Annotated in this window: 19 protein-coding genes; 6 read left to right on the top strand and 13 right to left on the bottom strand. The window is 70.5% G+C overall.

Annotated elements, in window-relative coordinates:
* Nucleotides 1-104 precede the first annotated feature (104 nt).
* Nucleotides 105-1,670, top strand: a complete 1,566-nt coding sequence (locus ACFY16_RS02385; RefSeq protein WP_390645195.1) for a fibronectin type III domain-containing protein — start codon at nt 105-107, stop codon at nt 1,668-1,670.
* A gap of 21 nt (nt 1,671-1,691) precedes the next feature.
* Here ACFY16_RS02385 and ACFY16_RS02380 read toward each other — a convergent pair whose 3' ends face one another.
* The 11 genes from ACFY16_RS02380 to ACFY16_RS02330 all read right to left on the bottom strand — a co-directional run bounded on the left by ACFY16_RS02380 (nt 1,692) and on the right by ACFY16_RS02330 (nt 15,632).
* Entirely contained in the window at nt 1,692-2,576 is an 885-nt protein-coding gene (locus ACFY16_RS02380; protein ID WP_390645194.1) for a DUF4429 domain-containing protein, read from the bottom strand.
* A gap of 80 nt (nt 2,577-2,656) precedes the next feature.
* The gene (locus tag ACFY16_RS02375) at nt 2,657-4,429 is read right to left on the bottom strand and encodes an IucA/IucC family protein (RefSeq protein WP_390645193.1); all 1,773 of its coding nucleotides are present in this window, start codon (nt 4,427-4,429) and stop codon (nt 2,657-2,659) included.
* A complete protein-coding gene (locus ACFY16_RS02370) occupies nt 4,426-4,956 on the bottom strand; it encodes a GNAT family N-acetyltransferase (protein WP_390645192.1) in 531 nt (176 codons plus the stop codon). The genes ACFY16_RS02375 and ACFY16_RS02370 overlap by 4 nt, the downstream gene beginning before the upstream one ends.
* A complete protein-coding gene (locus ACFY16_RS02365) occupies nt 4,953-6,239 on the bottom strand; it encodes a lysine N(6)-hydroxylase/L-ornithine N(5)-oxygenase family protein (RefSeq protein ID WP_390645191.1) in 1,287 nt (428 codons plus the stop codon). The genes ACFY16_RS02370 and ACFY16_RS02365 overlap by 4 nt, the downstream gene beginning before the upstream one ends.
* Nucleotides 6,223-7,665 carry a lysine decarboxylase DesA gene (gene desA, locus ACFY16_RS02360; protein WP_390645190.1) on the bottom strand — a complete coding sequence of 481 codons (1,443 nt, stop codon included), beginning with the start codon at nt 7,663-7,665 and terminating at the stop codon, nt 6,223-6,225. Before desA ends, ACFY16_RS02365 begins: the two co-directional genes overlap by 17 nt.
* A 157-nt stretch (nt 7,666-7,822) precedes the next feature.
* Nucleotides 7,823-8,689, bottom strand: coding sequence for a siderophore-interacting protein (locus tag ACFY16_RS02355; protein WP_390645189.1), 867 nt, complete (start codon nt 8,687-8,689; stop codon nt 7,823-7,825).
* A 32-nt stretch (nt 8,690-8,721) separates the two neighbouring features.
* Nucleotides 8,722-9,768, bottom strand: coding sequence for an ABC transporter substrate-binding protein (locus ACFY16_RS02350; RefSeq protein WP_390645188.1), 1,047 nt, complete (start codon nt 9,766-9,768; stop codon nt 8,722-8,724).
* Between the two features lie 200 nt (nt 9,769-9,968).
* Nucleotides 9,969-11,129: an acyl-CoA dehydrogenase family protein gene (locus ACFY16_RS02345; protein WP_390645187.1), complete on the bottom strand. Its 1,161-nt coding sequence runs from the start codon at nt 11,127-11,129 to the stop codon at nt 9,969-9,971.
* Between the two features lie 5 nt (nt 11,130-11,134).
* Nucleotides 11,135-12,076: a hydroxymethylglutaryl-CoA lyase gene (locus ACFY16_RS02340; protein ID WP_390645186.1), complete on the bottom strand. Its 942-nt coding sequence runs from the start codon at nt 12,074-12,076 to the stop codon at nt 11,135-11,137.
* Nucleotides 12,073-14,001, bottom strand: coding sequence for an acetyl/propionyl/methylcrotonyl-CoA carboxylase subunit alpha (locus ACFY16_RS02335; protein ID WP_390645185.1), 1,929 nt, complete (start codon nt 13,999-14,001; stop codon nt 12,073-12,075). Before ACFY16_RS02335 ends, ACFY16_RS02340 begins: the two co-directional genes overlap by 4 nt.
* A gap of 14 nt (nt 14,002-14,015) precedes the next feature.
* The gene (locus tag ACFY16_RS02330; RefSeq protein ID WP_390645184.1) at nt 14,016-15,632 is read right to left on the bottom strand and encodes a carboxyl transferase domain-containing protein; all 1,617 of its coding nucleotides are present in this window, start codon (nt 15,630-15,632) and stop codon (nt 14,016-14,018) included.
* A 95-nt stretch (nt 15,633-15,727) separates the two neighbouring features.
* Between ACFY16_RS02330 and ACFY16_RS02325 the strand changes: the two genes are divergently transcribed.
* The 5 genes from ACFY16_RS02325 to ACFY16_RS02305 all read left to right on the top strand — a co-directional run bounded on the left by ACFY16_RS02325 (nt 15,728) and on the right by ACFY16_RS02305 (nt 19,238).
* Nucleotides 15,728-16,327 (top strand): TetR/AcrR family transcriptional regulator, encoded by a 600-nt coding sequence (locus ACFY16_RS02325; protein ID WP_390645183.1) that lies wholly within the window; start codon nt 15,728-15,730, stop codon nt 16,325-16,327.
* 121 nt (nt 16,328-16,448) lie between these two features.
* Nucleotides 16,449-17,606 (top strand): acyl-CoA dehydrogenase family protein, encoded by a 1,158-nt coding sequence (locus ACFY16_RS02320; RefSeq protein ID WP_390645182.1) that lies wholly within the window; start codon nt 16,449-16,451, stop codon nt 17,604-17,606.
* A 35-nt stretch (nt 17,607-17,641) separates the two neighbouring features.
* Nucleotides 17,642-18,517, top strand: a complete 876-nt coding sequence (locus tag ACFY16_RS02315; protein ID WP_390645181.1) for an acyl-CoA thioesterase — start codon at nt 17,642-17,644, stop codon at nt 18,515-18,517.
* 60 nt (nt 18,518-18,577) lie between these two features.
* Nucleotides 18,578-18,757, top strand: coding sequence for a hypothetical protein (locus ACFY16_RS02310; RefSeq protein WP_390645180.1), 180 nt, complete (start codon nt 18,578-18,580; stop codon nt 18,755-18,757).
* Between the two features lie 31 nt (nt 18,758-18,788).
* A complete protein-coding gene (locus ACFY16_RS02305) occupies nt 18,789-19,238 on the top strand; it encodes a hypothetical protein (protein WP_390645179.1) in 450 nt (149 codons plus the stop codon).
* 113 nt (nt 19,239-19,351) lie between these two features.
* Here the strand turns inward: ACFY16_RS02305 and ACFY16_RS02300 are convergent, their stop codons facing one another.
* Both ACFY16_RS02300 and ACFY16_RS02295 read right to left on the bottom strand, forming a co-directional pair.
* Complete coding sequence (locus ACFY16_RS02300; RefSeq protein ID WP_390645178.1) at nt 19,352-20,140, bottom strand: phosphatase; 789 nt, start codon at nt 20,138-20,140, stop codon at nt 19,352-19,354.
* A gap of 71 nt (nt 20,141-20,211) precedes the next feature.
* Complete coding sequence (locus tag ACFY16_RS02295) at nt 20,212-21,711, bottom strand: PucR family transcriptional regulator ligand-binding domain-containing protein (RefSeq protein ID WP_390645177.1); 1,500 nt, start codon at nt 21,709-21,711, stop codon at nt 20,212-20,214.
* Nucleotides 21,712-21,722: the final 11 nt, after the last annotated feature.

Here is a 21,722-nt window from a genome sequence, read left to right as displayed (position 1 = left end):
GCCTGTTGAACCTCTCATGAGGCGCTGTTCGCTGGCTGTCCATCCTGTGGCCTGCGGTCCGTTGCCTTGGGAGACGAGTTTCAGACGCCATGGACATTCCTCGCATGGGAGTACCCGAGCAGCTGGCCGAGCGCATGAGCATGGCCGAGCAGCACGAATACCTGCGCGCCAGATTCTCCCGGCGCACGATGATCAGAGGCGGCGCGGTCACGCTGGGCGCCGTCGCGGGTGGCGCGTTCGTGACGGGTGCCACCGCCCAGGCCGCCGTGCCGACCCAGGCGACCGCCCCCGCGGCCGAGACGGTCGACGGCGCCCTCGTCGCCCCCTTCGGCCGCCACCTCGCCTACGGCAACGACCCGCGCACCGAGATCACCGTCTCGTGGCAGGTCCCGGTCGCCGTCAAGAAGCCGTTCATCCGCATCGGCGCCCACCCCTGGGACCTCTCCCGCAAGATAGAGGCCGAGGTCCGCACCCTCTACACCCCGGCCGGCGTCGGCGCGAGCGCCGACCACACCCAGTACTACCTGCACGTCAAGCTCACGCACCTCAAGCCCGGCAAGACCTACTACTACGGCGTCGGCCACGCGGGCTTCGACCCGGCCGCCCCGCACCTGCTCGGCACCCTCGGCACCTTCACCACCGCGCCCGCGAACAAGGCGCCCTTCACCTTCACCGCCTTCGGCGACCAGGGCGTCAGCTACCACGGCCTCGCCAACGACAGCCTGATCCTCGGCCAGAACCCGGCCTTCCACCTGCACGCCGGCGACATCGCCTACGCCGACCCGTCCGGCGCCGGCAAGACCGCCGACACCGGCTTCGACTCGCGCGTGTGGGACCAGTTCCTGTACCAGACGGAGTCGGTCGCCAAGCAGATCCCGTGGATGCCCGCCTACGGCAACCACGACATGGAGGCCTGGTACTCGCCCAACGGCTACGGCGGCGAGGAAGCCCGCTGGAACCTGCCGGACAACGGCCCGGACAAGACGAACCTGCCCGGCGTCTACTCCTTCGTCTACGGCAACACGGCCGTCATCTCGCTGGACGCCAACGACATCTCCTTCGAGATCCCCGCCAACCTCGGCATCTCCGGCGGCACCCAGACCAAGTGGCTCGAGGCGCAGCTGAAGAAGTTCCGCGCGTCGAAGGACGTCGACTTCGTCGTCGTCTTCTTCCACCACTGCGCGTACTGCACCTCCACGGCGCACGCCTCGGAGGGGGGCGTGCGACAGGAGTGGGTGCCGCTGTTCGAGAAGTACACCGTGGACCTCGTGATCAACGGCCACAACCACGTCTACGAGCGCACGGACGTCATCAAGGCGGGCGCGGTCGCCAAGAAGCTGGAGATCGGCGGCACCGCCTACCCGGAGACGGACGGCGTGGTCTACGTCACCGCGGGCGCGGCCGGCCGCAGCCTGTACGCGTTCAGCGCCGACCAGTCCTACGAGGGCCACGAGAAGGACAACGAGGCGGTCAGCTCGTTCGTCTGCCTCAAGGACGGCAAGCAGAGCGAGACGGTCGCCTGGTCGCGCGTGCGCTACCTCGACTACTCCTTCCTGCGGGTCGACGTCACCCCGGCCGCCAAGGGCCGTACCGCGACCCTGACGGTGCGGGGCATCGCCGAGAGCGGCGAGCAGGTCGACCACTTCACGGTGGCGCGCAAGGCGAAGTAGTCCGGGCCGGGCGGGCGGTCCTCACATCCGCTTGAGGATCGCCTGCTTGGCCATCGTGAACTCCTCCTCCGTGAGGACGCCCGTGCGGTGCAGCTCGCCGAGCTCGCGCAGCCGCCGCAGCAGCGCGTCATGCCCGTCCTCGGCGGCGGGCGCGAGCTGTCGCGGCACTTCGGGTCCCGGCGGCCGTACGTCCGTGACGGCGGCCGCGCCCGGATGCGGCAGCCGCGCCTGCACGGCCGCCGCGACCAGCGCCATCAGCGGGTCCTTCTTGAAGCCCCACAGCTCCACGGAGTTGGGGTCGTACTTCGGCGGGGCCTTGGTGGGCGCGTTCCGCACGGTGAAGCGGAGATAGCCGTTCTCCAGGCCGGCCGCCGGATGCCACTCCACGGCCGCGATGTCGGAGACGGCGAGGGTGCGGACGCCGGCCGCGGCCTTGGCGTCCTCCGTCTTCCAGTTCCACTCCAGGCGCACCTGGTCGCCGTCGAAGCTCGCGGTGCCGTCCCCGGCGGACACCGACAGCGGCACGGACGGGCCGGGCAGCAGGAACCCGGTCACGGGCTCGGACGGAACCTGGTCCAGCAGCAGCGCGTTGCGGACCTCTTCCGTGAAGTACTCGGCGACGCCGTAGCGGTCGGACTCGACGAGCAGCTGGTAGGGATCGTGCGGCTCGCCGAGCCGGCCGCCGGTGGCGTGCTGCAGTGGGTCGGCGCCGTCGCGCAGCCGCAGCCGCAGCCGCCCCGACTTCCGTCCCTGCTCGAACGAGACCCCGGCCAACGCGCCGAGCGGCACGACGAGTTCACCCAGTGTCTTGCGCAGCAGGCCGACGTTCTTGTCGCGTCCCGGGGTCAGCCGCAGGGCGTCGCCGTCGAAGGCCCAGGTGCCGTCCTTCTGGATGATTTCCGCCATGAAAGGGATTGTTCCACCGCAGGCCGACGGGCACCCCGGAGGACCGTACTCCGGGGTGCCCGTCCGTCGGTGAGGGACCGTTACCGGCCCGCCAGCGGGTTGTCCAGGTTGCCGATCAGCTGGAGTGCGCCGGACGGATCAGCCAGGTCCACCATCTGCTTGTTGTTGCGCAGCTGGAGCCGGTTGAGGCAGGAGAGGGCGAACTCGGGGGCGAACATGTCGTACTGACGGAACCTGTCGGCCAGTTCCGGGGTCGCCCGCTGATACTCGCGGGTGACGTCCGCGACCGTGCGCCAGAAGTCGTCCTCCACCAGGATTCCCTCGGTGGCGAGGTTGGCGGCGAGGAAGCGGAAGTAGCAGTCGAAGACGTCCGTGAAGATCGACAGGAGCTTCTTGTCCTCGGGGACCTCGACGCGGATGCGCTGGACCTCGGGCGGCAGCACGGCGTCCGGGTCCATGACCGCGATCTCCTCGGCGATGTCCTTGTAGATCGCGCGCTGCACCACACCGTCCTCGAGGACGAGGATCACGTTCTCGCCGTGCGGCATGAACACCAGGTCGTAGGCGTAGAAGCTGTGCAGCAGCGGGGTGTAGTACGCCCGCAGGTAGCGGCGCAGCCACTCCGTCGGCGTCAGTCCCGACTGCTCGATCAGCGCGCCCGCGATCGAGGCGCCGTCCTCGTCCACGTGGACGAGGCAGGCCATGGTGGCCAGGGACTCGCCGTCCTGGAGCGACGGCACCGGGCTCTCGCGCCACAGCGCGGCGAGCATCTTGCGGTACGGCGAGTAGCGGTCCGTGGCCGCCTCGTACTCCAGGTGCCGGTAGCCCACGGCCGCCCGCTCGCGGATGATCGACAGGCCGGTCGACTTCAGCACCGGGTCGTTGTCGATGAGCTGCGCGAGCCAGTCGTTGATCGCGGGGGTCGCCTCCATGTACGCGGCCGAGAGCCCGCGCATGAAGCCCATGTTGAGGACGGACAGGGCCGTCTTCACATAGTGCTTCTCGGGGTGGGAGGCGTTGAAGAAGGTCCGGATGGACTGCTGGGCCAGGTACTCGTCGTCGCCCTCGCCCAGGCAGACCAGGTTCCGGCGGGCGACCTCGGCGGCGAAGGTGACGGCGAGCTTGTTCCACCACTGCCAGGGGTGGACGGGGATGAGGAGGTAGTCGGCGGGGTCGAGGCCCTGGTCGGAAAGTGTGGCGCGGAAACGGTTCAGCGTCACACTTCCCAGCTCGTCCCTCAGGAAGGACTCGTACTCGATCCCGACCCCCGCCGTGAACGCGGCCCGCGAGCGATGCGCGGCCAGCCACACCAGCCGGACCGGGCTCGCGGTCTCGGGGGCGTACGACAGGTACTCGTGGATGCCGAAGCCGAGCCGTCCGTTGTTGGCGACGAAGCAGGGGTGGCCCTCGGTCATGCCGGTCTCGATCGCCTGGAAGCCGCTCCGCGCGAGCTCGGCGGACGGGATCCGCGGCTTGGTGAGCTTGTAGCAGGTGCCGGAGAGGGTGGAGGAGATCTCCTCCAGGTACACCGGGAGGATCTCGTCGCTCAGCCCCAGGGACTTCTTCAGCTCGATGAAGAAGTCCAGGGCGGCGAGGGGGAGGTCGACGCCGTCTCGATGACGGGAGATCGAGTCGGCGTCGACCTGCCAGTGGTCGAGTGCCCGCCGGACGGCGGTGAACCCGTACCGGGTCAGACCGTCGTCGCTGCGGACCTCGAAGCGGCCGTCGGCGGTGGCCTCCGGCGTGATGAGCCGCTCGTGCGCGAACTCGGCGAGGGCCTTGCGGATCAGGAGGCGGTTGGCCTTCTCCCAGTGTTCGGGGGAGAGGTGGGCCACGGCGTCGGAGAGGGTCATGCCGTCACCGCCGTCGCCGTGACGAACCGCGCGCGGGTGCAGAAGCTCAGCAACGCCTTCTTCTCCGGCTTCTGGATCTCGTGGTCGGGCACGAACCCGACGGCTTCGTTGAGGGCGTGAACCGCCGTGTTGCGTACGTCCGGTTCGACGACGACCCGGGCGGTCGACGGGTCCTCGAAGAGATGGGCCATCACGGCGGTGATGACCGCGCGGGTGAAACCGTGCACGGGTGCGTCGGTCGGCGCCACCAGGAAGTGCATGCCGACGTCGCCGGGCCGCGGCTCGTACAGGCCGACCAGCTCGCGGTGGGCGGGGTCGTACTTCTCCATCAGGAAGGCGGGGACGCCGTCGTGCAGACCGAGGTACGCGTGGTGATGCTCGTCGGCCGCGATGTCCATGTAGGCCCGCTCGACGTCCTCCAGTTTCGCGTCCTGCATCATCCAGAACGCCGCCTTGGGGTGCGTGACCCAGCCGTGCAGCAGCTCCGCGTCCGTCAGGGCGTCGAGGGGGCGGATCGTGAAGGTCATATCGCGAACTCCTGGAAGGCGATGGTCTTCTCGACCGGGTAGTACTCGGTGCCGAGCAGCTCACGGATGATGTACGCGTTCCGGTACGCGCCCATGCCCAGGTCGGGGGACGTGATGCTGTGCGTGTGGACGCCGGCGTTCTGGAGGAAGACGCCCCGGCCCGTCACGTCGATCGCGTAGTTGCGGGCGACGTCGAAGTTGCCGTGCGCGTCGTAGCGCAGGCGGTCGCGGACCGGCTCGAGGAACTCCGGCTCGGCGTACTTGTAGCCGGTGGCCAGGATCAGGCCCTGGGACTCGATGTCGTAGTCCTTCTCCTGCTCCTCCTGGCGGAAGGCGAGGGTGTACGTGCCGTTGTCGTACCGCGCGCTGTTCAGGGAGGAGTTGGTGAGCAGACGGGTGGGGACCGGGCCGCCGAGGTTCTTCTGGTAGAGGAGGTCGAAGATCTCGTTGATCAGGTCGCCGTCGATGCCCTTGAACAGGCCCTTCTGCTCGGCGGTGAGGCGGTAGCGGGTGTGCTCCGGCAGCTCGCGGAAGTAGTCGATGTACTCCGGGGAGGTCATCTCCAGCGTGAGCTTGGTGTACTCCAGCGGGAAGAAGCGCGGGGAGCGGGTGACCCAGTTCAGCTGGTAGCCGTGGACGTCGATCTCGCTGAGCAGGTCGTAGTAGATCTCGGCGGCGGACTGGCCGCTGCCGACCAGCGTGATCGACTCCTTGCGCTGCAACTCCGCCTTGTGCTGCAGGTAGCGGGAGTTGTGGATGAAGTCGCCGCCCAGGCCCTGGCAGGCGTCGGGGACGTGGGGCGGGGTGCCGGTGCCGAGGACGAGGTGGCGGGCGCGGTACGTGTCACCGGCCGCCGTCCGTACGACGTAGTGCCCGTCCTCGTACGTCACGTCGGTGACCGTCGTGCCGAAGCGGACGCCGCTCAGTTTGTTCGCGGCCCAGCGGCAGTAGTCGTCGTACTCGACCCGCAGGGGGTAGAAGTTCTCGCGGATGTAGAACGAGTACAGCCGGCCCCGCTCCTTCAGGTAGTTCAGGAAGGAGTACGGAGAGGTCGGGTCGGCGAGGGTGACCAGGTCCGACATGAACGGAGTCTGGAGGTGGGCGCCGTCGAGGAACATGCCCGCGTGCCACTCGAAGTCGGGCTTCGACTCCAGGAAGACGCCGTCGAGTTCGGCGATCGGCTCGGTGAGGCAGGCCAGGCCGAGGTTGAAGGGGCCGAGCCCGATCCCCACGAAGTCGTAGGTCTTCTGTGCGGAATCAGTGGGCTCAGGAAGCGCGGTCAAGGGACTCTCCCAGGTACTGCTCGGCGTGGCCGGCGATCAGGTCGAGGACGGCGGCGATGTCGTCCGCCGTGGTCTCGGGGTTGAGCAGGGTGAACTTCAGGTAGTGGCGGCCGGCGACCTTGGTGCCCGCGACCACCGCGTCGCCGGAGGCGAACAGGGCCTTGCGGGCGTACAGGTTGGCGCGGTCGATCTCGGCCGGGTCGGTGACGGCGGCCGGGATGTAGCGGAAGACCAGGGTGGACAGGGACGGCCGGACGATCACGTCGAAGCGCGGGTCGGCGGCCAGCAGCCGCCAGCCCTCCGCCGCGAGGTCGCAGACCTCGTCGAAGAGGCCGCCGATGCCGTCGGCGCCCATCACCCGCAGCGTCATCCACAGCTTGAGCGCGTCGAAGCGGCGGGTGGTCTGGAGGGACTTGTCCACCTGGTTGGGGACACGTTCCTGCACCATGCGGCGCGGGTTGAGGTACTCCGCGTGATAGGTGGCGTGGCGGAGGGTGGCGGCGTCGCGGACCAGCACGGCGGAGGAACTCACCGGCTGGAAGAAGGACTTGTGGTAGTCGACGGTGACGGAGTCGGCGCGCTCGATGCCGTCGATGCGGTCCCGGTACTTCACCGAGGCGAGCAGGCCACAGCCGTACGCGGCGTCGACGTGCATCCACACGCCGTACTGGGCGCACAGCTCGGCGATCTCGGGCAGCGGGTCGATGGAGCCGAAGTCGGTGGTGCCGCCGGTGGCGACGACGGCCATGGGGACGAGGCCGTCCTTCCTGCAGCGGTCCAGCTCATGGGCGAGCGCGACGGTCCGCATGCGCTTGTCGGTGTCGACGGGGATCGACACGACCGCGTCCGCGCTCAGCCCGAGGAGTTTCGCCGACTTCTGCACGCTGAAGTGGCTGACCTCGGAGGCGAAGACGCGCAGTCGGGCCAGGGAGTCGGTCTTGGCCTCCTCGCGGGCCAGGAGCAGCGCCTGGAGGTTGGACTGGGTGCCGCCGGAGGTGAACACGCCGTCCGCGGCGGGGCCGAGGCCGATGCGGGCGGCCGTCCAGTCGATGAGCTTGCGCTCGATGAGGGTGCCGCCGGCCGACTGGTCCCAGGTGTCGAGGGAGGAGTTGACGGCGGAGAGGACCGCCTCGCCGAGCACGGCCGGGATGACGACCGGGCAGTTGAGGTGGGCGAGGTAGCGGGGGTGGTGGAAGTAGACCGCGTCGCGGAGGTAGACCTCCTCGAGCTCGTCCAGGACCGCGGAGGTGTCGTGCAGCGGCTTGTCGAGGTCGATCTGCTCGATGCGGGGAGCGAGGGCGTCGACGGTGATGCCGGTGAACGGCCGGTCGGTGGTGGCGAGTTTGGCCGCCACCCGCTCGACTCCTTCGGTCACGGAGCGACGGTAGTCCTCCGCGGTGAGGTCATTGAGCAGGTGCGAGCGCATGTGGGGGTCCTCCGGAGGGGAAGAGTCCGTGCGGGACGGGGAGAGCGGCGAAGTTCCGGGCTTCAACTTAGGTAAGCCTAACCTAATTAACTCGGTTGAAACGCCGACTCTCCCGTGACCGCGATCACTTCAGGCCTAGTTACTCCTGTCGGCGCGGTCACTCCTGCTCGCGCAGCTGTTCCTCGGTCAGGCCCTGACGCCAGTAGCCCACGAAGGTGACCCGGCGGCGGTCGATGCCGCGCTCGCCGACGAAGTGACGGCGCAGTTGCTTCACGCAGGCGGACTCGCCCGCGATCCAGACGTACGGCCGCTCGGCGGGCGGCAGTTGGGCCGCGCGTAGGGCGCCGAGGGCCATGGGGGACCCCTCGGCGCTGCTTGCGTCCTGGACGAGCCAGGTGATCTCGGCGTCGGCCCGCGTGGCCAGGTCCTGGATGGTGCCCGGGTCGTGCACCTCCAGCCACACCCGGGCGCGGGTGCCGGCCGGCAGCGACTCGAGGATCGCCGAGGCGGCCGGGAGGGCGGTCTCGTCGCCCCAGAGCAGCACCAGGTCGGTGTCCTCGGGCGGGCGGAAGCGGATCGCGCGGTTGTCCGCGAGGGCCGGGCCGAGCAGTTGGACACGGTCGCCCGCGCTCGCCCGGGACGCCCAGCGGGAGGCGGGTCCCGCGGGGGCGGTCGCGCCCGGCTCCATGCCGTGCAGCACGAAGTCGATGTCGATCTCGGTCGTGTTCCCGAGCGCGTCCCGCCGCAGGGCCCGCAGGGTGTACGAACGCATCACCGCCCGTACGTCGTCGGGGAGTTCCCGCCAGCCCTGCCACCAACCGTCGCCCAGCTCCACCGGGACTGCGGGCTCGCTCTGGCCGGGGTGCGGCAGGAACAGGGACAGGCTCTGGTCGCGCCCGTGCGAGTGGAAGAACGCGAGGTCGGGCCCGGCGAAGGTGACACGGACCAGGGACGGGCCGAGCCGCCTCGTCCGTACGACCTGGAGGGAGAAGAAACGGAACGGGGCGGCTACGGCCGTGGTCATGAGTGCTCCTGATGCTCAGGAAGGTTGGGGGGTCAGCTGACCTTCTTCGCGTTCTCGAGCGCTTCGGCGAGGTTGTCGAGCAGCGGCACGCACTTGTCGTAGGACAGGATCGGCTCGGGCGAACGTGCGATGACCTGGCCCGCCTTGACCGCGGGCAGCTTCTTCCAGGTGGCCTCGGTGATGTCGGCCGGCTGGATGGTCGAGGTGCGGTCGTCCATCATGATGATGTCGGCCGCGTACTTGTCGACGTTCTCCCAGCTGAGGCTCTCGTACCAGCCGCCGCCCTGCTTCTTGGCGCTCTCCGGGGGCTCGACGAAGTTCACGCCGAGGGCCTTGAAGTACTCCAGGTCGATGGAGAGGTTGGTGCCGGAGACGTAGAACAGCTCCTGGCTCGCGGAACCCGCCATCACCTTGATGTCGGGCTTGGCCTTGGCGGCCGCGCGCAGCCGGGTGGCGGCCGTCTCGAAGCGCTTCTTGGCGTCGGTGACCTTGGCGGCCGTCATGTCCGCGCCGAGCGACTCGGCCAGCTCCCACATGCGCTGGAGCGGCGCGGTGAGCTGGCGGTCGTAGACGGAGATGCCGACGCTCGGGGCGAGCTTGGCGATCTTGTCCTTGGAGGTCTCGGGGACGTACCAGAGGGTGCCGGCGCCGTCGAACATCGTGCTGATCAGCACGTCCGGCGCGAGGGCCGCGTACTTCTCCACGTTGAACTGGTCCCAGACGTTGCCCAGGATCGTGACCTTGCTGATGTCCATGTCGCCGGCCTGGACGTCGGCCTTGCCGTCCGTGGTCTTGGTGGGGCCGAAGACGCCCTTGACCGAGATGCCGTAGTCGTACAGGGCGGCGCCGACGCCGGTGAAGGCGACGATGTTCGCGGGGGCCTTGTCGAGCTTCACCGTCGTGCCGCGGTCGTCCTTGAACGTCCAGGGACCGGACTTGGCGGCGGCCGTCTTGTCGTCCGAGCCACCGCTTTTCGCGTCGTCGTCCCCGCACGCCGCGAGCACGGCACCGAGGCCGAGGACGCCGCCCGCGGCGAGGATGCCGCGGCGAGTGAGGTGGGGGGCTCTGGCATTGGACATGGCTACGCTGCTTTCGAACAGGGCGGATCACCGCCGGACGATTCGAAGGTAGGTTAGCCTAACCTCAGCTCCTGTCCAGGGGGCGGGGGCTTCCGTTCGAATCTGTCAGGGGCCTGTGCGTGGCCCTCTCCGTCCGATTCCCGTTCGCGGTCCGCGAGTTGGCCACCGGCCGCGGGCGGCAGTGCCGCCCGCTCGCCGACTCAGCCCACCAGCCCCAACTCCCGGGCGATCAGCATGCGCTGGACCTCACTCGTGCCCTCGCCGATCTCAAGGATCTTGGAATCGCGCCACATGCGGGCCACCGGATACTCGTTCATGAAGCCGTAGCCGCCGTGGATCTGGGTGGCGTCGCGGGCGTTGTCCACGGCGATCGTGGAGGAGTAGAGCTTGGCGAGGGCCGCCTCCTTCTTGAAGGGGTCGCCGGTCACCAGGCGGGAGGCCGCGTCGCGCCAGGCGAGGCGGGCGGTGTGGGCCTTCATCTCCATGTCGGCGATCTTGAACTGGATGGCCTGGTTGGCGCCGATCGGGCGGCCGAAGGCGTGGCGCTCCTTCGCGTATTTCACCGACTCGTCCACACAGCCCTGGGCAAGGCCGGTCGCGAGGGCGGCGATGGCGATGCGGCCCTCGTCGAGGATGCGCAGGAACTGCGCGTAGCCCCGGCCCTGCTCGCCCAGCAGGTTCGCGGCCGGGACGCGGACGTCCGAGAAGGACAGCTCGCGGGTGTCCGAGGCGTTCCAGCCGACCTTCGAGTAGGGGGCCGCGACCGTGAAACCGGGCGTGCCGGACGGGACGATGATCGCGGAGATCAGGGGCTTTCCGTCCGGATTGCGGCCCGTGACCGCCGTGACCGTCACCAGACCCGTGATGTCCGTACCGGAGTTGGTGATGAAGCACTTGCTGCCGTTGATCACCCACTCGTCCGTCTCCGGGTCCAGCCGCGCCGTCGTCCGGGTCGCGGCCGCGTCCGAGCCGCCGTCCGGCTCCGTGAGGCCGAACGCGCCGAGGATCTCGCCGGAGCAGAGACGGGGGAGCCACTCCCGCTTCTGGGCCTGGGTACCGAAGAGGTGGATCGGCATCGCGCCCAGGGAGACCCCGGCTTCGAGCGTGATGGCCACCGACGAGTCGACCCGGGCCAGTTCCTCGAGTGCGATGCCGAGGGCGAGATAGTCGCCGCCCATGCCGCCGTACTCCTCGGGGAACGGCAGCCCGAACAGACCCATGCGGCCCATCTCGCGGACGATCTCGTACGGGAACTCGTGCCGCTCGTAGAAGTCACCGATCTTGGGCGCCACGACGTCGTGGGCGAACTCCTCCACCGTACGGCGGAGTTCCTCGAGTTCGGGGGAGAGCTTGTGGTCCATCGCGTTCACTGCTCCTGGTGGGAGAGGGCTCGTACGGTGCGGGACGGGCTGGGTCGGCCCAGTCGGTCGGCCATCCACACGCTTGTGGCGACGAGACGGCCGAGGTCGACTCCGGTGTCGATGCCGAGGCCCCGCAGCATCCACACGAGGTCCTCGGTGGCGAGGTTGCCGGTCGCGGACTTGGCGTAGGGGCAGCCGCCGAGGCCCCCGGCGGAGGCGTCGACGGTGGTGACGCCGTGCTGGAGCGCGGCCAGGGTGTTGGCGAGGGCCTGGCCGTAGGTGTCGTGGAAGTGCACGCCCAGCACGTCCGTGGAGACGCCCTGTTCGTTGAGCGCGGCGAGCAGTTCCAGCACATGGCCCGGGGTCGCCACCCCGATGGTGTCCCCGAGGCTCAGTTCGTCGCAGCCCATGTCCAGCAGGGCCTTGCACACCCGCACCACCTGGTGGACGGGGACCGCGCCCTCCCACGGGTCGCCGAAGCACATGGAGAGATAGCCGCGTACGTGCCCGCCCTCGGCCCTCGCCCGTGCGACCACCGGCTCGAACATCGCCAGCGCCTCGTCCATCGTCCGGTTGAGGTTGGCCTTCGCGAAGGACTCGGTGGCACTGGCGAACACGGCGACCCGGCGCGCGCCCAGCGCCAGGGCGCGCTCCAGGCCGCGCTCGTTGGGCACGAGCACCGGCAGCGCCACCGGCAGGCCGGCGACCAGCGGGAACAGCTCCTCGGCGTCGGCGAGTCGAGGCACCCACTTCGGGTGGACGAAGCTGGTCGCCTCGATCGTGCTCAGACCCGCGTCGGCCAGACGGCGGACGAACTCCGCCTTCACCTCGGTCGGCACGGTCGACTTCTCGTTCTGCAGGCCGTCACGCGCGCCGACCTCGTGGATCCGTACCCGCGCGGGCAGGTCCGGCGCCGGTACGACCATGGGCAGTTCCTGGACGGTCATTCCGCCTCCTCGTGCGGTGCGATGACGGCGAGCACCTGGTCCATGGCGACCGTCGTGCCCGGCGAGACGTCGAGCTCGGCGACCGTGCCGGCGTGCGGGGCGGAGATGACGTGTTCCATCTTCATCGCCTCGACCACCAGCAGGCTCTGACCGGCGATCACCTCGTCCCCGACGGCGACCTTCACGACCGTGACCGTGCCCGGCATGGGGGCGGTGAGCGAGTCGGCGCCGGAGTGCGCGGCCCGGTTGAGGGACGCGGCGACCGGGTCGTGGTCGCGCACGTGCCAGGCGTCGCCGTCGCGGCCCAGCCAGTCGGCGGCGCGGTGGAAGGTGTGGCGGACGCCGTCCAGGGTCACGGAGACCTGCTCCTCGGTGACGGTGTGCGTGCCACGCGGGACGCATTCCACCGGGTCCTGCACCCGCAGGTGGAAGCCGACGGGCCTGGGCTCCCCGCCCAGCCGCCACCCGCTCGGCACCGAGAACGGGTCGGTCCAGCCCTCGCCCTTCGGGGACAGGGCGTCGAGGCGTACGGCCGCCGCCGCCTCGTAGACCTCTTCGGGTACCTCGGTGGGGACGAGCTCCGCCGCCACACGCTCGACCAGTCCGGTGTCCAACTCGCCCGCGACGACCGCCGGATGGGCCAGCAGCCGACGCAGGAACCCCGCGTTGGTCGGCACCCCCAGCGTGACCGTCTCCGCGAGGGCGGCCCGGAGTTTCCTGAGCGCGGTGGGACGGTCCGGGCCGTACGCGATGACCTTGGACAGCATCGGGTCGTACAGGCTCCCGACCTCGGTGCCCTCGCTGAGCCCGGAGTCGGTGCGGATGCCGTTGCCCTCAGGTTCGTGGAGCCTCAGCACGGTGCCGCCCGAGGGGAGGAAACCGCGCGAGGGGTCTTCGGCGCAGACGCGGGCCTCGACGGCGTGACCCGTCAGCCGGATCTCGTCCTGAGCGAACGTCAGCCGCTCGCCCCCCGCCACCCTCAGCTGCCACTCCACCAGGTCGATCCCGGTCACCAACTCGGTGACCGGATGCTCCACCTGGAGGCGGGTGTTCATCTCCATGAAGTAGTACGACGACGGGTCCTCGCCCGGGACGATGAACTCCACCGTGCCCGCGCCCCGGTAGCCGCAGGAACGGGCCGCCTGCACGGCCGCCTCGCCCATCGCCTCACGTGTGCCGGAGTCCAGGAGCACGCTCGGCGCCTCCTCGATGATCTTCTGGTGCCGGCGCTGGAGGGAACACTCGCGCTCGCCGAGATGCACCACGTTCCCGTGGGCGTCCGCCAGGACCTGGATCTCGATGTGCCGGGGCCGGTCGATCCACCGCTCGACGAGCAGCGTGTCGTCGCCGAAGGAGGCGCGGGCCTCGCGGCGGGCGGCGGCGATCTCGTCGGCCAGGACCGAGGGGTCCCGCACGAGCCGCATGCCCTTGCCGCCGCCGCCCGCGCTGGGCTTCAGCAGCACCGGCATGCCGATCTCTCCGGCCGCGTCGGCCAGTTGGGCATCGGTCAGCCCGCTGCCGCTCGACCCGGGCACGACCGGCACTCCGGCTGCCTGCACGGTCTCCTTGGCGCGGATCTTGTCGCCCATGAGGGAGATCGCGTCCGCCGGGGGCCCGATGAAGACCAGCCCCGCGTCGACGCACGCGCGCGCGAACGCAGCGTTCTCCGCGAGGAACCCGTACCCGGGGTGGACCGCTTGGGCCCCCGTCCGGGCCGCCGCTTCCAGCAGCCGCTCCACGGACAGATAGCTCTCGGCGGCCGGCGCCGGACCGATCCGTACCGCCGTGTCGGCCTCCCGGACGTGCCGGGCGTCCGCGTCGGCGTCGGAGAAGACGGCCACGGAGCGCACACCGAGCGCGCGCAGCGTCCGGATGACGCGCACGGCGATCTCGCCCCGGTTGGCCACAAGGACTGTGTCGAACATGGTCTGTGGTCCCCTCACATCCGGAAGACGCCGAAGGCGGGCTCGCCCAAGGGCGCGTTGGCGCACGCGGTCAGGGCCAGGCCCAGCACCTGCCGGGTCTCCATCGGGTCGATCACGCCGTCGTCCCAGAGCCGGGCGGTGGCGTAGTACGCGTTGCCCTGGCGCTCGTACTGGGCGCGGATCGGGTCCTTGAAGGACTCCTCCTCCGCCGGCGGCCAGGACTCCCCGCGTGCCTCCAGCTGGTCCCGCTTGACGGTCGCGAGGACGGAGGCGGCCTGCTCACCGCCCATGACGGAGATCTTGGCGTTGGGCCACATCCACAGGAAGCGCGGCGAGTACGCCCGTCCGCACATCGAGTAGTTGCCCGCGCCGTACGACCCGCCGACGACCACCGTCAGCTTCGGCACGCGCGTGCACGCCACGGCCGTCACCATCTTGGCGCCGTGCTTGGCGATGCCGCCCGCCTCGTAGTCCTTGCCGACCATGAAGCCGGAGATGTTCTGCAGGAACACCAGCGGGATGCCGCGCTGGTCGCACAGCTCGATGAAATGGGCGCCCTTCTGGGCGGACTCGGAGAAGAGGATGCCGTTGTTGGCGACGATCCCGACCGGGTGGCCGTGGATCCGGGCGAAGCCGGTGACGAGGGTCTGCCCGAACTCCGCCTTGAACTCGGCGAACCTCGATCCGTCGGCCACGCGCGCGATGATCTCGCGCACGTCGTAGGGGGTGCGGGAGTCGACGGGCACCGCGCCGTACAGCCCGTACGGGTCCACCTTCGGTTCGACGGCCGCCGTGACCTCCCAGGGCGGCGCCCCGCGCGCGGGGAGGGTGGCGGCGATGTTCCGCACGATCCGCAGGGCGTGGGCGTCGTCCTCGGCGAGATGGTCGGTCACGCCCGACACACGCGCGTGGACCTCGCCGCCGCCGAGCTCCTCGGCGGTGACGACCTCGCCGGTGGCGGCCTTCACCAGGGGCGGACCGCCCAGGAAGATCGTGCCCTGGTTACGGACGATCACGGCCTCGTCGCTCATCGCCGGGACGTACGCCCCGCCGGCCGTGCACGACCCGAGCACGGCGGCGATCTGCGGGATCCCGGCGCCGGACATCCGCGCCTGGTTGTAGAAGATCCGCCCGAAGTGCTCGCGGTCGGGGAAGACCTCGTCCTGCATGGGCAGGAAGGCCCCTCCGGAGTCCACGAGGTAGACGCAGGGCAGGCGGTTCTCGAGCGCGACCTCCTGGGCGCGCAGATGCTTCTTCACCGTCATCGGGTAGTACGTGCCGCCCTTGACGGTGGCGTCATTGGCGACGATCACGCACTCGCGTCCGCTGACCCGCCCGATCCCGGCGATGACACCGGCGGCCGGGGCCTGGCCGTCGTACAGCCCGTCGGCGGCGAGGGGGGCCAGCTCCAGGAAGGGCGAGCCGGGGTCCAGGAGGGTGTCCACACGATCCCGCGGCAGCAGCTTCCCGCGCGCGGTGTGCCTCGCCCGAGCCTTCTCACCGCCGCCCAGCCGGGCCGCGGCCAGTTTGCCGCGCAGCTCCTGCACGAGGGCGCGGTGCGCCTCCTCGTTGGCCCGCCAGGCCTCCGACGCGGGGTCTGCCGCGCTCGTCAGCTCCGGTGCCTCTCGCATTCTGCGGTCCCCTCACCCAGCGATCGTCTGTTAATGAGCGTTAACCATTTCCTTCAGGTTAACGACCGCTAACCTCCCTGTCTAGAATTGATTCCATGGCCACCAGAACCGACGCCCCCACCCGTCGCGAGCAGATCCTCAGGGAGGCCGCGCGGCTGTTCGCCGAGCGCGGCTTCCATGGCGTCGGAGTCGACGAGATAGGCGCCGCGGTCGGCATCAGCGGTCCCGGCCTCTACCGGCATTTCCCGGGCAAGGACGCGATGCTCGCGGAGCTGCTGGTCGGCATCAGCGGTCAGCTGCTGACCGGCGCGAAGCAGCGCCTGAAGGAAGCCGACGGGGTACCCCCCGAGGCGGTCCTCGACTCACTCATCGAGGGGCACATCGACTTCGCGCTCGACGACCGCCCCCTCATCACCCTGCACGACCGCGAGCTGGACCGCCTCCGCGACAGTGACCGCAAGCTGGTGCGACAGCTGCAGCGGCAGTACGTCGAGCTGTGGGTCGAGCTCGTCCGCGAGGTGTACCCGGCGCTGACCGAGCCGACGGCCCGCTCGGCGGTGCACTCCGTCTTCGGCCTGCTGAACTCGACGCCCCACCTGGGCCGCCCGGGTTCCCTGCCGGGGCGGGGGGCGACGGCGGAGCTGCTGCACCGGATGGCGCGGGGGGCGCTGGGGGCGGCGGCCGATACGGAGTGATCCGAACGGGCGTGACGAGCGTTACGGCCCACCTCTCTCGACGCCCGTCCCTACTGGCCGGTACGGTTGTATGAGCAAGCGCTTAGACAGCCGACGACGGCAAAGACGTGGAGGTGGCGGCGTGCGCCGTACGGTGTTCAACGAGGATCACGAGGCGTTCCGGGAGACCATCCGGGCCTTCATCGAGGCCGAGGTCGTCCCCGTCTACGACGAGTGGTTCGCCGCGGGCCAGGCGCCGCGCGACTTCTACTACAAGCTCGCCGAGCTGGGCGTCTTCGGCATCCGCGTCGACGAGGAGTACGGCGGCGCCGGCATCGACTCGTACAAGTTCGAGGCCGTCCTGTACGAGGAGACCGCCCGCGCGGGTGTCGCCTTCGGCGGCTCCGGCGTGCACGTCCTGCTCGGCCTGCCCTACATCAAGCTGCTCGCCACCGACGAGCAGAAGAAGCGCTACCTCCCGAAGTTCGTCTCCGGCGAGGAGATGTGGGCCATCGCGATGACCGAGCCGGGCACCGGCTCCGACCTCGCGGGCATGAAGACCACCGCCAAGCTCTCCGAGGACGGCACGCACTACGTCCTCAACGGCGCCAAGACCTTCATCACCGGTGGCGTGCACGCCGACCGCATGATCGTCTGCGCCCGCACCTCCGCGCCCACCGCCGAGGACCGCCGCCACGGCATCTCGTTGTTCGTCGTGGACACCAAGGCCGAGGGCTACTCCGTCGGCCGCAAGCTGGACAAGCTCGGCCTGAAGACCTCCGACACGGCCGAGCTGGCGTTCGTCGACGTCAAGGTGCCCGTCGAGGACCTGCTCGGCGAGGAGAACAAGGGCTTCTACTACCTCGGCCACAACCTCGCCTCCGAGCGCTGGGGCATCGCCTTCGGCGCGTACGCGCAGGCCAAGGCCGCCGTCCGGTTCGCCAAGGAGTACGTCCAGCAGCGCACCGTCTTCGGTCAGACCGTCGCGTCCTTCCAGAACACCAAGTTCGAGCTGGCCGCCTGCCAGGCCGAGGTGGACGCGGCCGAGGCCGTCGCCGACCGCGCCACGGAGGCCCTGGACGCCGGTGAGCTGACCCCGGCCGAGGCCGCCAGCGCCAAGCTGTTCTGCACCGAGGTCGCGCACCGTGTGATCGACCGCTGCCTCCAGCTGCACGGCGGCTACGGCTTCATGAACGAGTACCCGATCGCCCGCCTGTACGCGGACAACCGCGTCAACCGCATCTACGGTGGCACCAGCGAGATCATGAAGTCGATCATCGCGAAGGACATGGGCCTGTAAGGTCCGCGAAATTACCCGCCGGTAGAAATGGCTGCATGAGTCAGGCACTTCAGTCTCTCCTCGATCTGCTCGACCTCGAGCAGATCGAGGAGAACATCTTCCGCGGCCAGTCCCGGTCCGCCGTCGTCCCGCGCGTCTTCGGTGGGCAGGTCGCGGCCCAGGCGCTGGTCGCCGCCGGGCGGACGGTCCCCACGGACCGCCTCCCGCACTCCCTGCACGCGTACTTCCTGCGGCAGGGTGACGCCGGTGCGCCCATCGTCTACAACGTCGACCGCACCCGCGACGGCCGCTCGTTCACCACGCGCCGCGTCGTCGCCGTCCAGCACGGCAAGCCGATCTTCAGCCTCTCGGCGTCCTTCCAGACGCACGAGGACGGTCTCGACCACCAGGCCCCGATGCCGGCCGCGCCCGACCCGGCCACGCTGCCCACCTCCCAGGAGCGGCTGACCGGCTACGACCACCTCGACCCCGAGGTGGTGGAGAGATTCCTCGAGGCGCGCGAGGCGATCGACCTGCGCTACGTCGACGAGCCGCCGTACGGGAAGTTCGGCGAGCCGCGCGAGCCGCACTCCCAGGTGTGGTTTCGCACCAATGGCAAGCTCGACGGAGTCATCGACGCCCCGCTCCTGCACGTCGTCCTCGCCACCTACGTCTCCGACATGACACTCCTCGACTCGGTCCTGCTGGCGCACGGCCGCGGCGGCTGGGCGATCGGCGACGTCGTCGGGGCCTCCCTGGACCACGCGATGTGGTTCCACCGCCCGTTCCGCGCCGACGAATGGCTCCTCTACGACCAGGAGTCGCCATCGGCGTACGGCGGTCGTGGCCTGGGCCAGGCCCGGATCTACACGCAGGACGGACGGCTCGCCATCTCGGTGATCCAGGAGGGCGTGGTCCGCGTCCCTCGGTAGGACCCGAGGCGGGCCACTCCCCGAGATGACGAGTTGCATGTGCGGGACTAGGCTCTATGAGTGAAAGCGCCGCAGCGCACGGCACGCCCGGCCGACGTGGTTCCGGTGGCGCGGGACCACAGCCGCAGTACTCGCCTTCTGGAGGCGTCGGCGTCCGTGCCTTTCATGAACAGCGGTGACACCGAGACCGTGCCGCATTTCTTCGCGGCTGCGGCCATCACCCTCGTGCGTTCTTCTTGAGCCGCGAGAAACGATGGATCGAGGTTTTCTCATGCAAGCCCAACGTGCGAGGCGCCTCATCGCGGCGTCCGCTGCCGGTGTGCTCATGGCCGGCGGCGCCGCGATCGGCGCGGCGGGCACCGCTTCTGCGGCCGCCCCGAGCCACGACTCCAACTACTCCAGCCACGGCGGCTGGAACGACGACGATGACGACGGCTACGGCGGCTATGGCGGCGGCTACGGCGGCGGCTACGGCGGCGACCACGGCGGCTACGGCGACCACGGCGGTGGTCACGGTGGTGGCGGCTACGGCGACCACGGCGGCGGTTACGGCGGCGGCCATGGTGGTGGCGGTCACGGTGGCGGCGGCCATGGTGGCGGCGGCCATGGTGGCGGCGGCCATGGCGGTGGCGGTCACGGTGGCGGCGGCCATGGCGGTGGCGGTCACGGCGGTGGCGGTGGCGGTCACGGTGGTGGCGGTGGCGGCGGTGGCGGCCACTGACGTCACAGATCCGACAGCAGTAAAGGCGCGATGTGCGGCTCCGTCACCGGGGCCGCACATCGCGGCATTTCACGGCGGTTGGGCGTGAACCGCCCTGAGCGGGCCCCGGCTTGCTACGCCAGGCCCGCTTCCGTCAGCAGATACACCGTCATCGGGTCGTAGTACCGCGGGCTGAGGACGTGGTCATCCAGTGGCACCGCCACCTGGAGAGTGCCCTCCGACTCGGCGAGGAACAGGGCCGGGTCGTTGCAGTCGGCGTAGCCGACGGAGTCGATGCCGTGCTGTCCTGCGTAACCGGCCCAGCCGTGGTCGGCGACGACCAGGTCGGGGAGGGGACGGCCCTCGCGCTCGAGACCCGTGAGGATCGCGCGCATCGGGTCGCCCGAGTGGGTGTGCCAGAGGGTGGCGCCGTGCTCCAGCACCGCCACGTCCGCGAACTGCATGACGTAGCCCTCGTCGGTCTGCAGCCGGTCCGGGATGACGACGATCTCGCAGCCCGAGGTGCGCAGCGCGGCGGCCGTCGCGCGGTGCACGTCGAGGAGGCCGCCCGGGTGACCGGTGGCGAACAGAACCCGCTGACCGCCCTCGGCCGCCTTGCGCAGCCGGCCCGCCAGCCGCTCCAGGGCGGCGACGGTCAACTCGGGGTCGATGGTGTCCTGTCCGAACCGGTACTCGGGGTCGTCGTTGACGCCGGCCCGCTCCGCCATCACCGCGAGCACGTCCTGCTCGTCGCTCCAGCGGTCGCCGAGTTCCAGCCCGAGCCAGTAGTTGCGGTCGCCGTTGGCCAGCTTGCGGTAGTGGGAGAGGTTGTTCTCGCGGGGGGTGGCGACGTCGCCCGCGATGCGCGTCCGTACGAGGTGGTCGACGAGTTCGGCGCGGCTGGGTGTCCCGGGTATCGGCATGGTTCCCATTGTGAGGCAGCGGGCCGTGCCGACACCCGGCGTCCCGCACGCTGGGACACGCGTCACGCCGGTCACCGCGACTTGAGGGCGAACCAGAGTTCCATCCGTACGTCCGGGTCGTCCAAGTCGGCCGCCAGCAGCGCCGCACACCGGGCGATCCGTTGCCGCACGGTGTTGCGGTGCACCGCCAGGGCCACCGCCGTACGGTCCCAACTGCCGTGCAGGGACAGCCAGGTGCGCAGGGTCTCGGTGAGGGCGGGGGTGGCGGCGATCGGGGCGAGGAGGGTGCGGGCGTGCGCCGCCGCCTCGTCGTGCGGGACCAGTTCCGTGAGGCCGGGGCGGGTGCCGTGGCGGACCAGCGGGGCGCGGGTGGCCCGGGCGCGGGCCAGGGCGCGGGCCGCCTGGGTGTCGGCGGCCGGCCAGTCCGGCGGCGCGACGGCCGCGCTCACGCCCAGCGTCCAGCCGGGCTGCGCGGCCGGTTCGCGGTCGGCGGGCACCAGGATCCGTACGACGCCGTCGGCGAGGTCGACCAGCGCGGACCCGAGCGCCGCGCCCAGCGCGGAGGCGGCCACCGGGTCGGCGGCCTGGGTGTCCGGACGGGCGTGTACGACGGTCCAGCGCTCGGCCCCCAGCAGCGGGGCCACCGTCCGCGGCTCGGCGCCCAGCAGCAGTCGTACGAGCGCCGACGAGCGGGCCGCACCCGTGCCGCTCTGGTGCTCGCCGGTGAGGAGGGAGAGCAGCACGGCGCCCACGGAGGCGATGGTGTGGTCACCCGGATCACGCTGCGGCGCCGCGACCCCGAGCACGAAGCCCTGCCCCGTGCCGAGGGCGTAGGCCGCGAGATGAGCACCGGCCCCGGTGTCGGTGGCGGTGGAGGACGGCCGGCTGGTGACGACCCGCGCGAGCCGCGCCAGCGCGGTGTGCGCCTGGTCGGCGGGGGCCTGTCCCGCCGAGGCGATCTCCGTGCCGTCCGGGCCGTACAGCACCGCCCAGCCGCTCACCCGCTGGGCCAGCTGGCGCAGCACCGAGGGGACCGGGTCGGGACGGGAGGCCGCGGCGGCCAGGCTCTGCTGGGCCTCCGTGACGCGGCGGAGCTCGGCCAGGCGGGCCTGGGCCATCAGCTGCCAGACCGCGCGGGCCACGCCCGAGAACGTGGTCTGCGGGGGGACCTCGAGGAGCGGCAGTTCATAGGCGTCGCAGGCCGCGACCAGGGCGCGCGGCACCGTGTCGTGCACCGGCGCCAGCCCGAAGCCGAGGGCCGCGCCGCCCGCGGCCACGATCCGGGAGACATAGTCGTCGAAGTACGTGCCCGAGCCCGCCGCCTCCGGGATGTGCACCCCGGCCGTCAGCAGCAGCTCGCCGCCCAGCAGGTACGGATACGGGTCGGCCATCTCCGAGGTGTGCGCCCAGTGGATCACCAGGCCGGGGTCGGACGGGCCCGCGATCTGGCGCAGGGCCAGGTCCTCGCGGGCCAGCAGGGCCGACAGCGGGACCGGTGGGGTGGGCGGGACCGCTGGTGCGAACGGTGCTGATGGTGCTGTTGTGTCCGGCATGGTGTGCGTTCCCTCCATCCCGAACCGGT

The organism is Streptomyces sp. NPDC001315, from assembly GCF_042896175.1.
In the GTDB taxonomy this organism is placed as follows: domain Bacteria; phylum Actinomycetota; class Actinomycetes; order Streptomycetales; family Streptomycetaceae; genus Streptomyces.
Note: the sequence above shows the minus strand (reverse complement) of the source record. Positions and strands in the feature narration are given on the sequence as shown.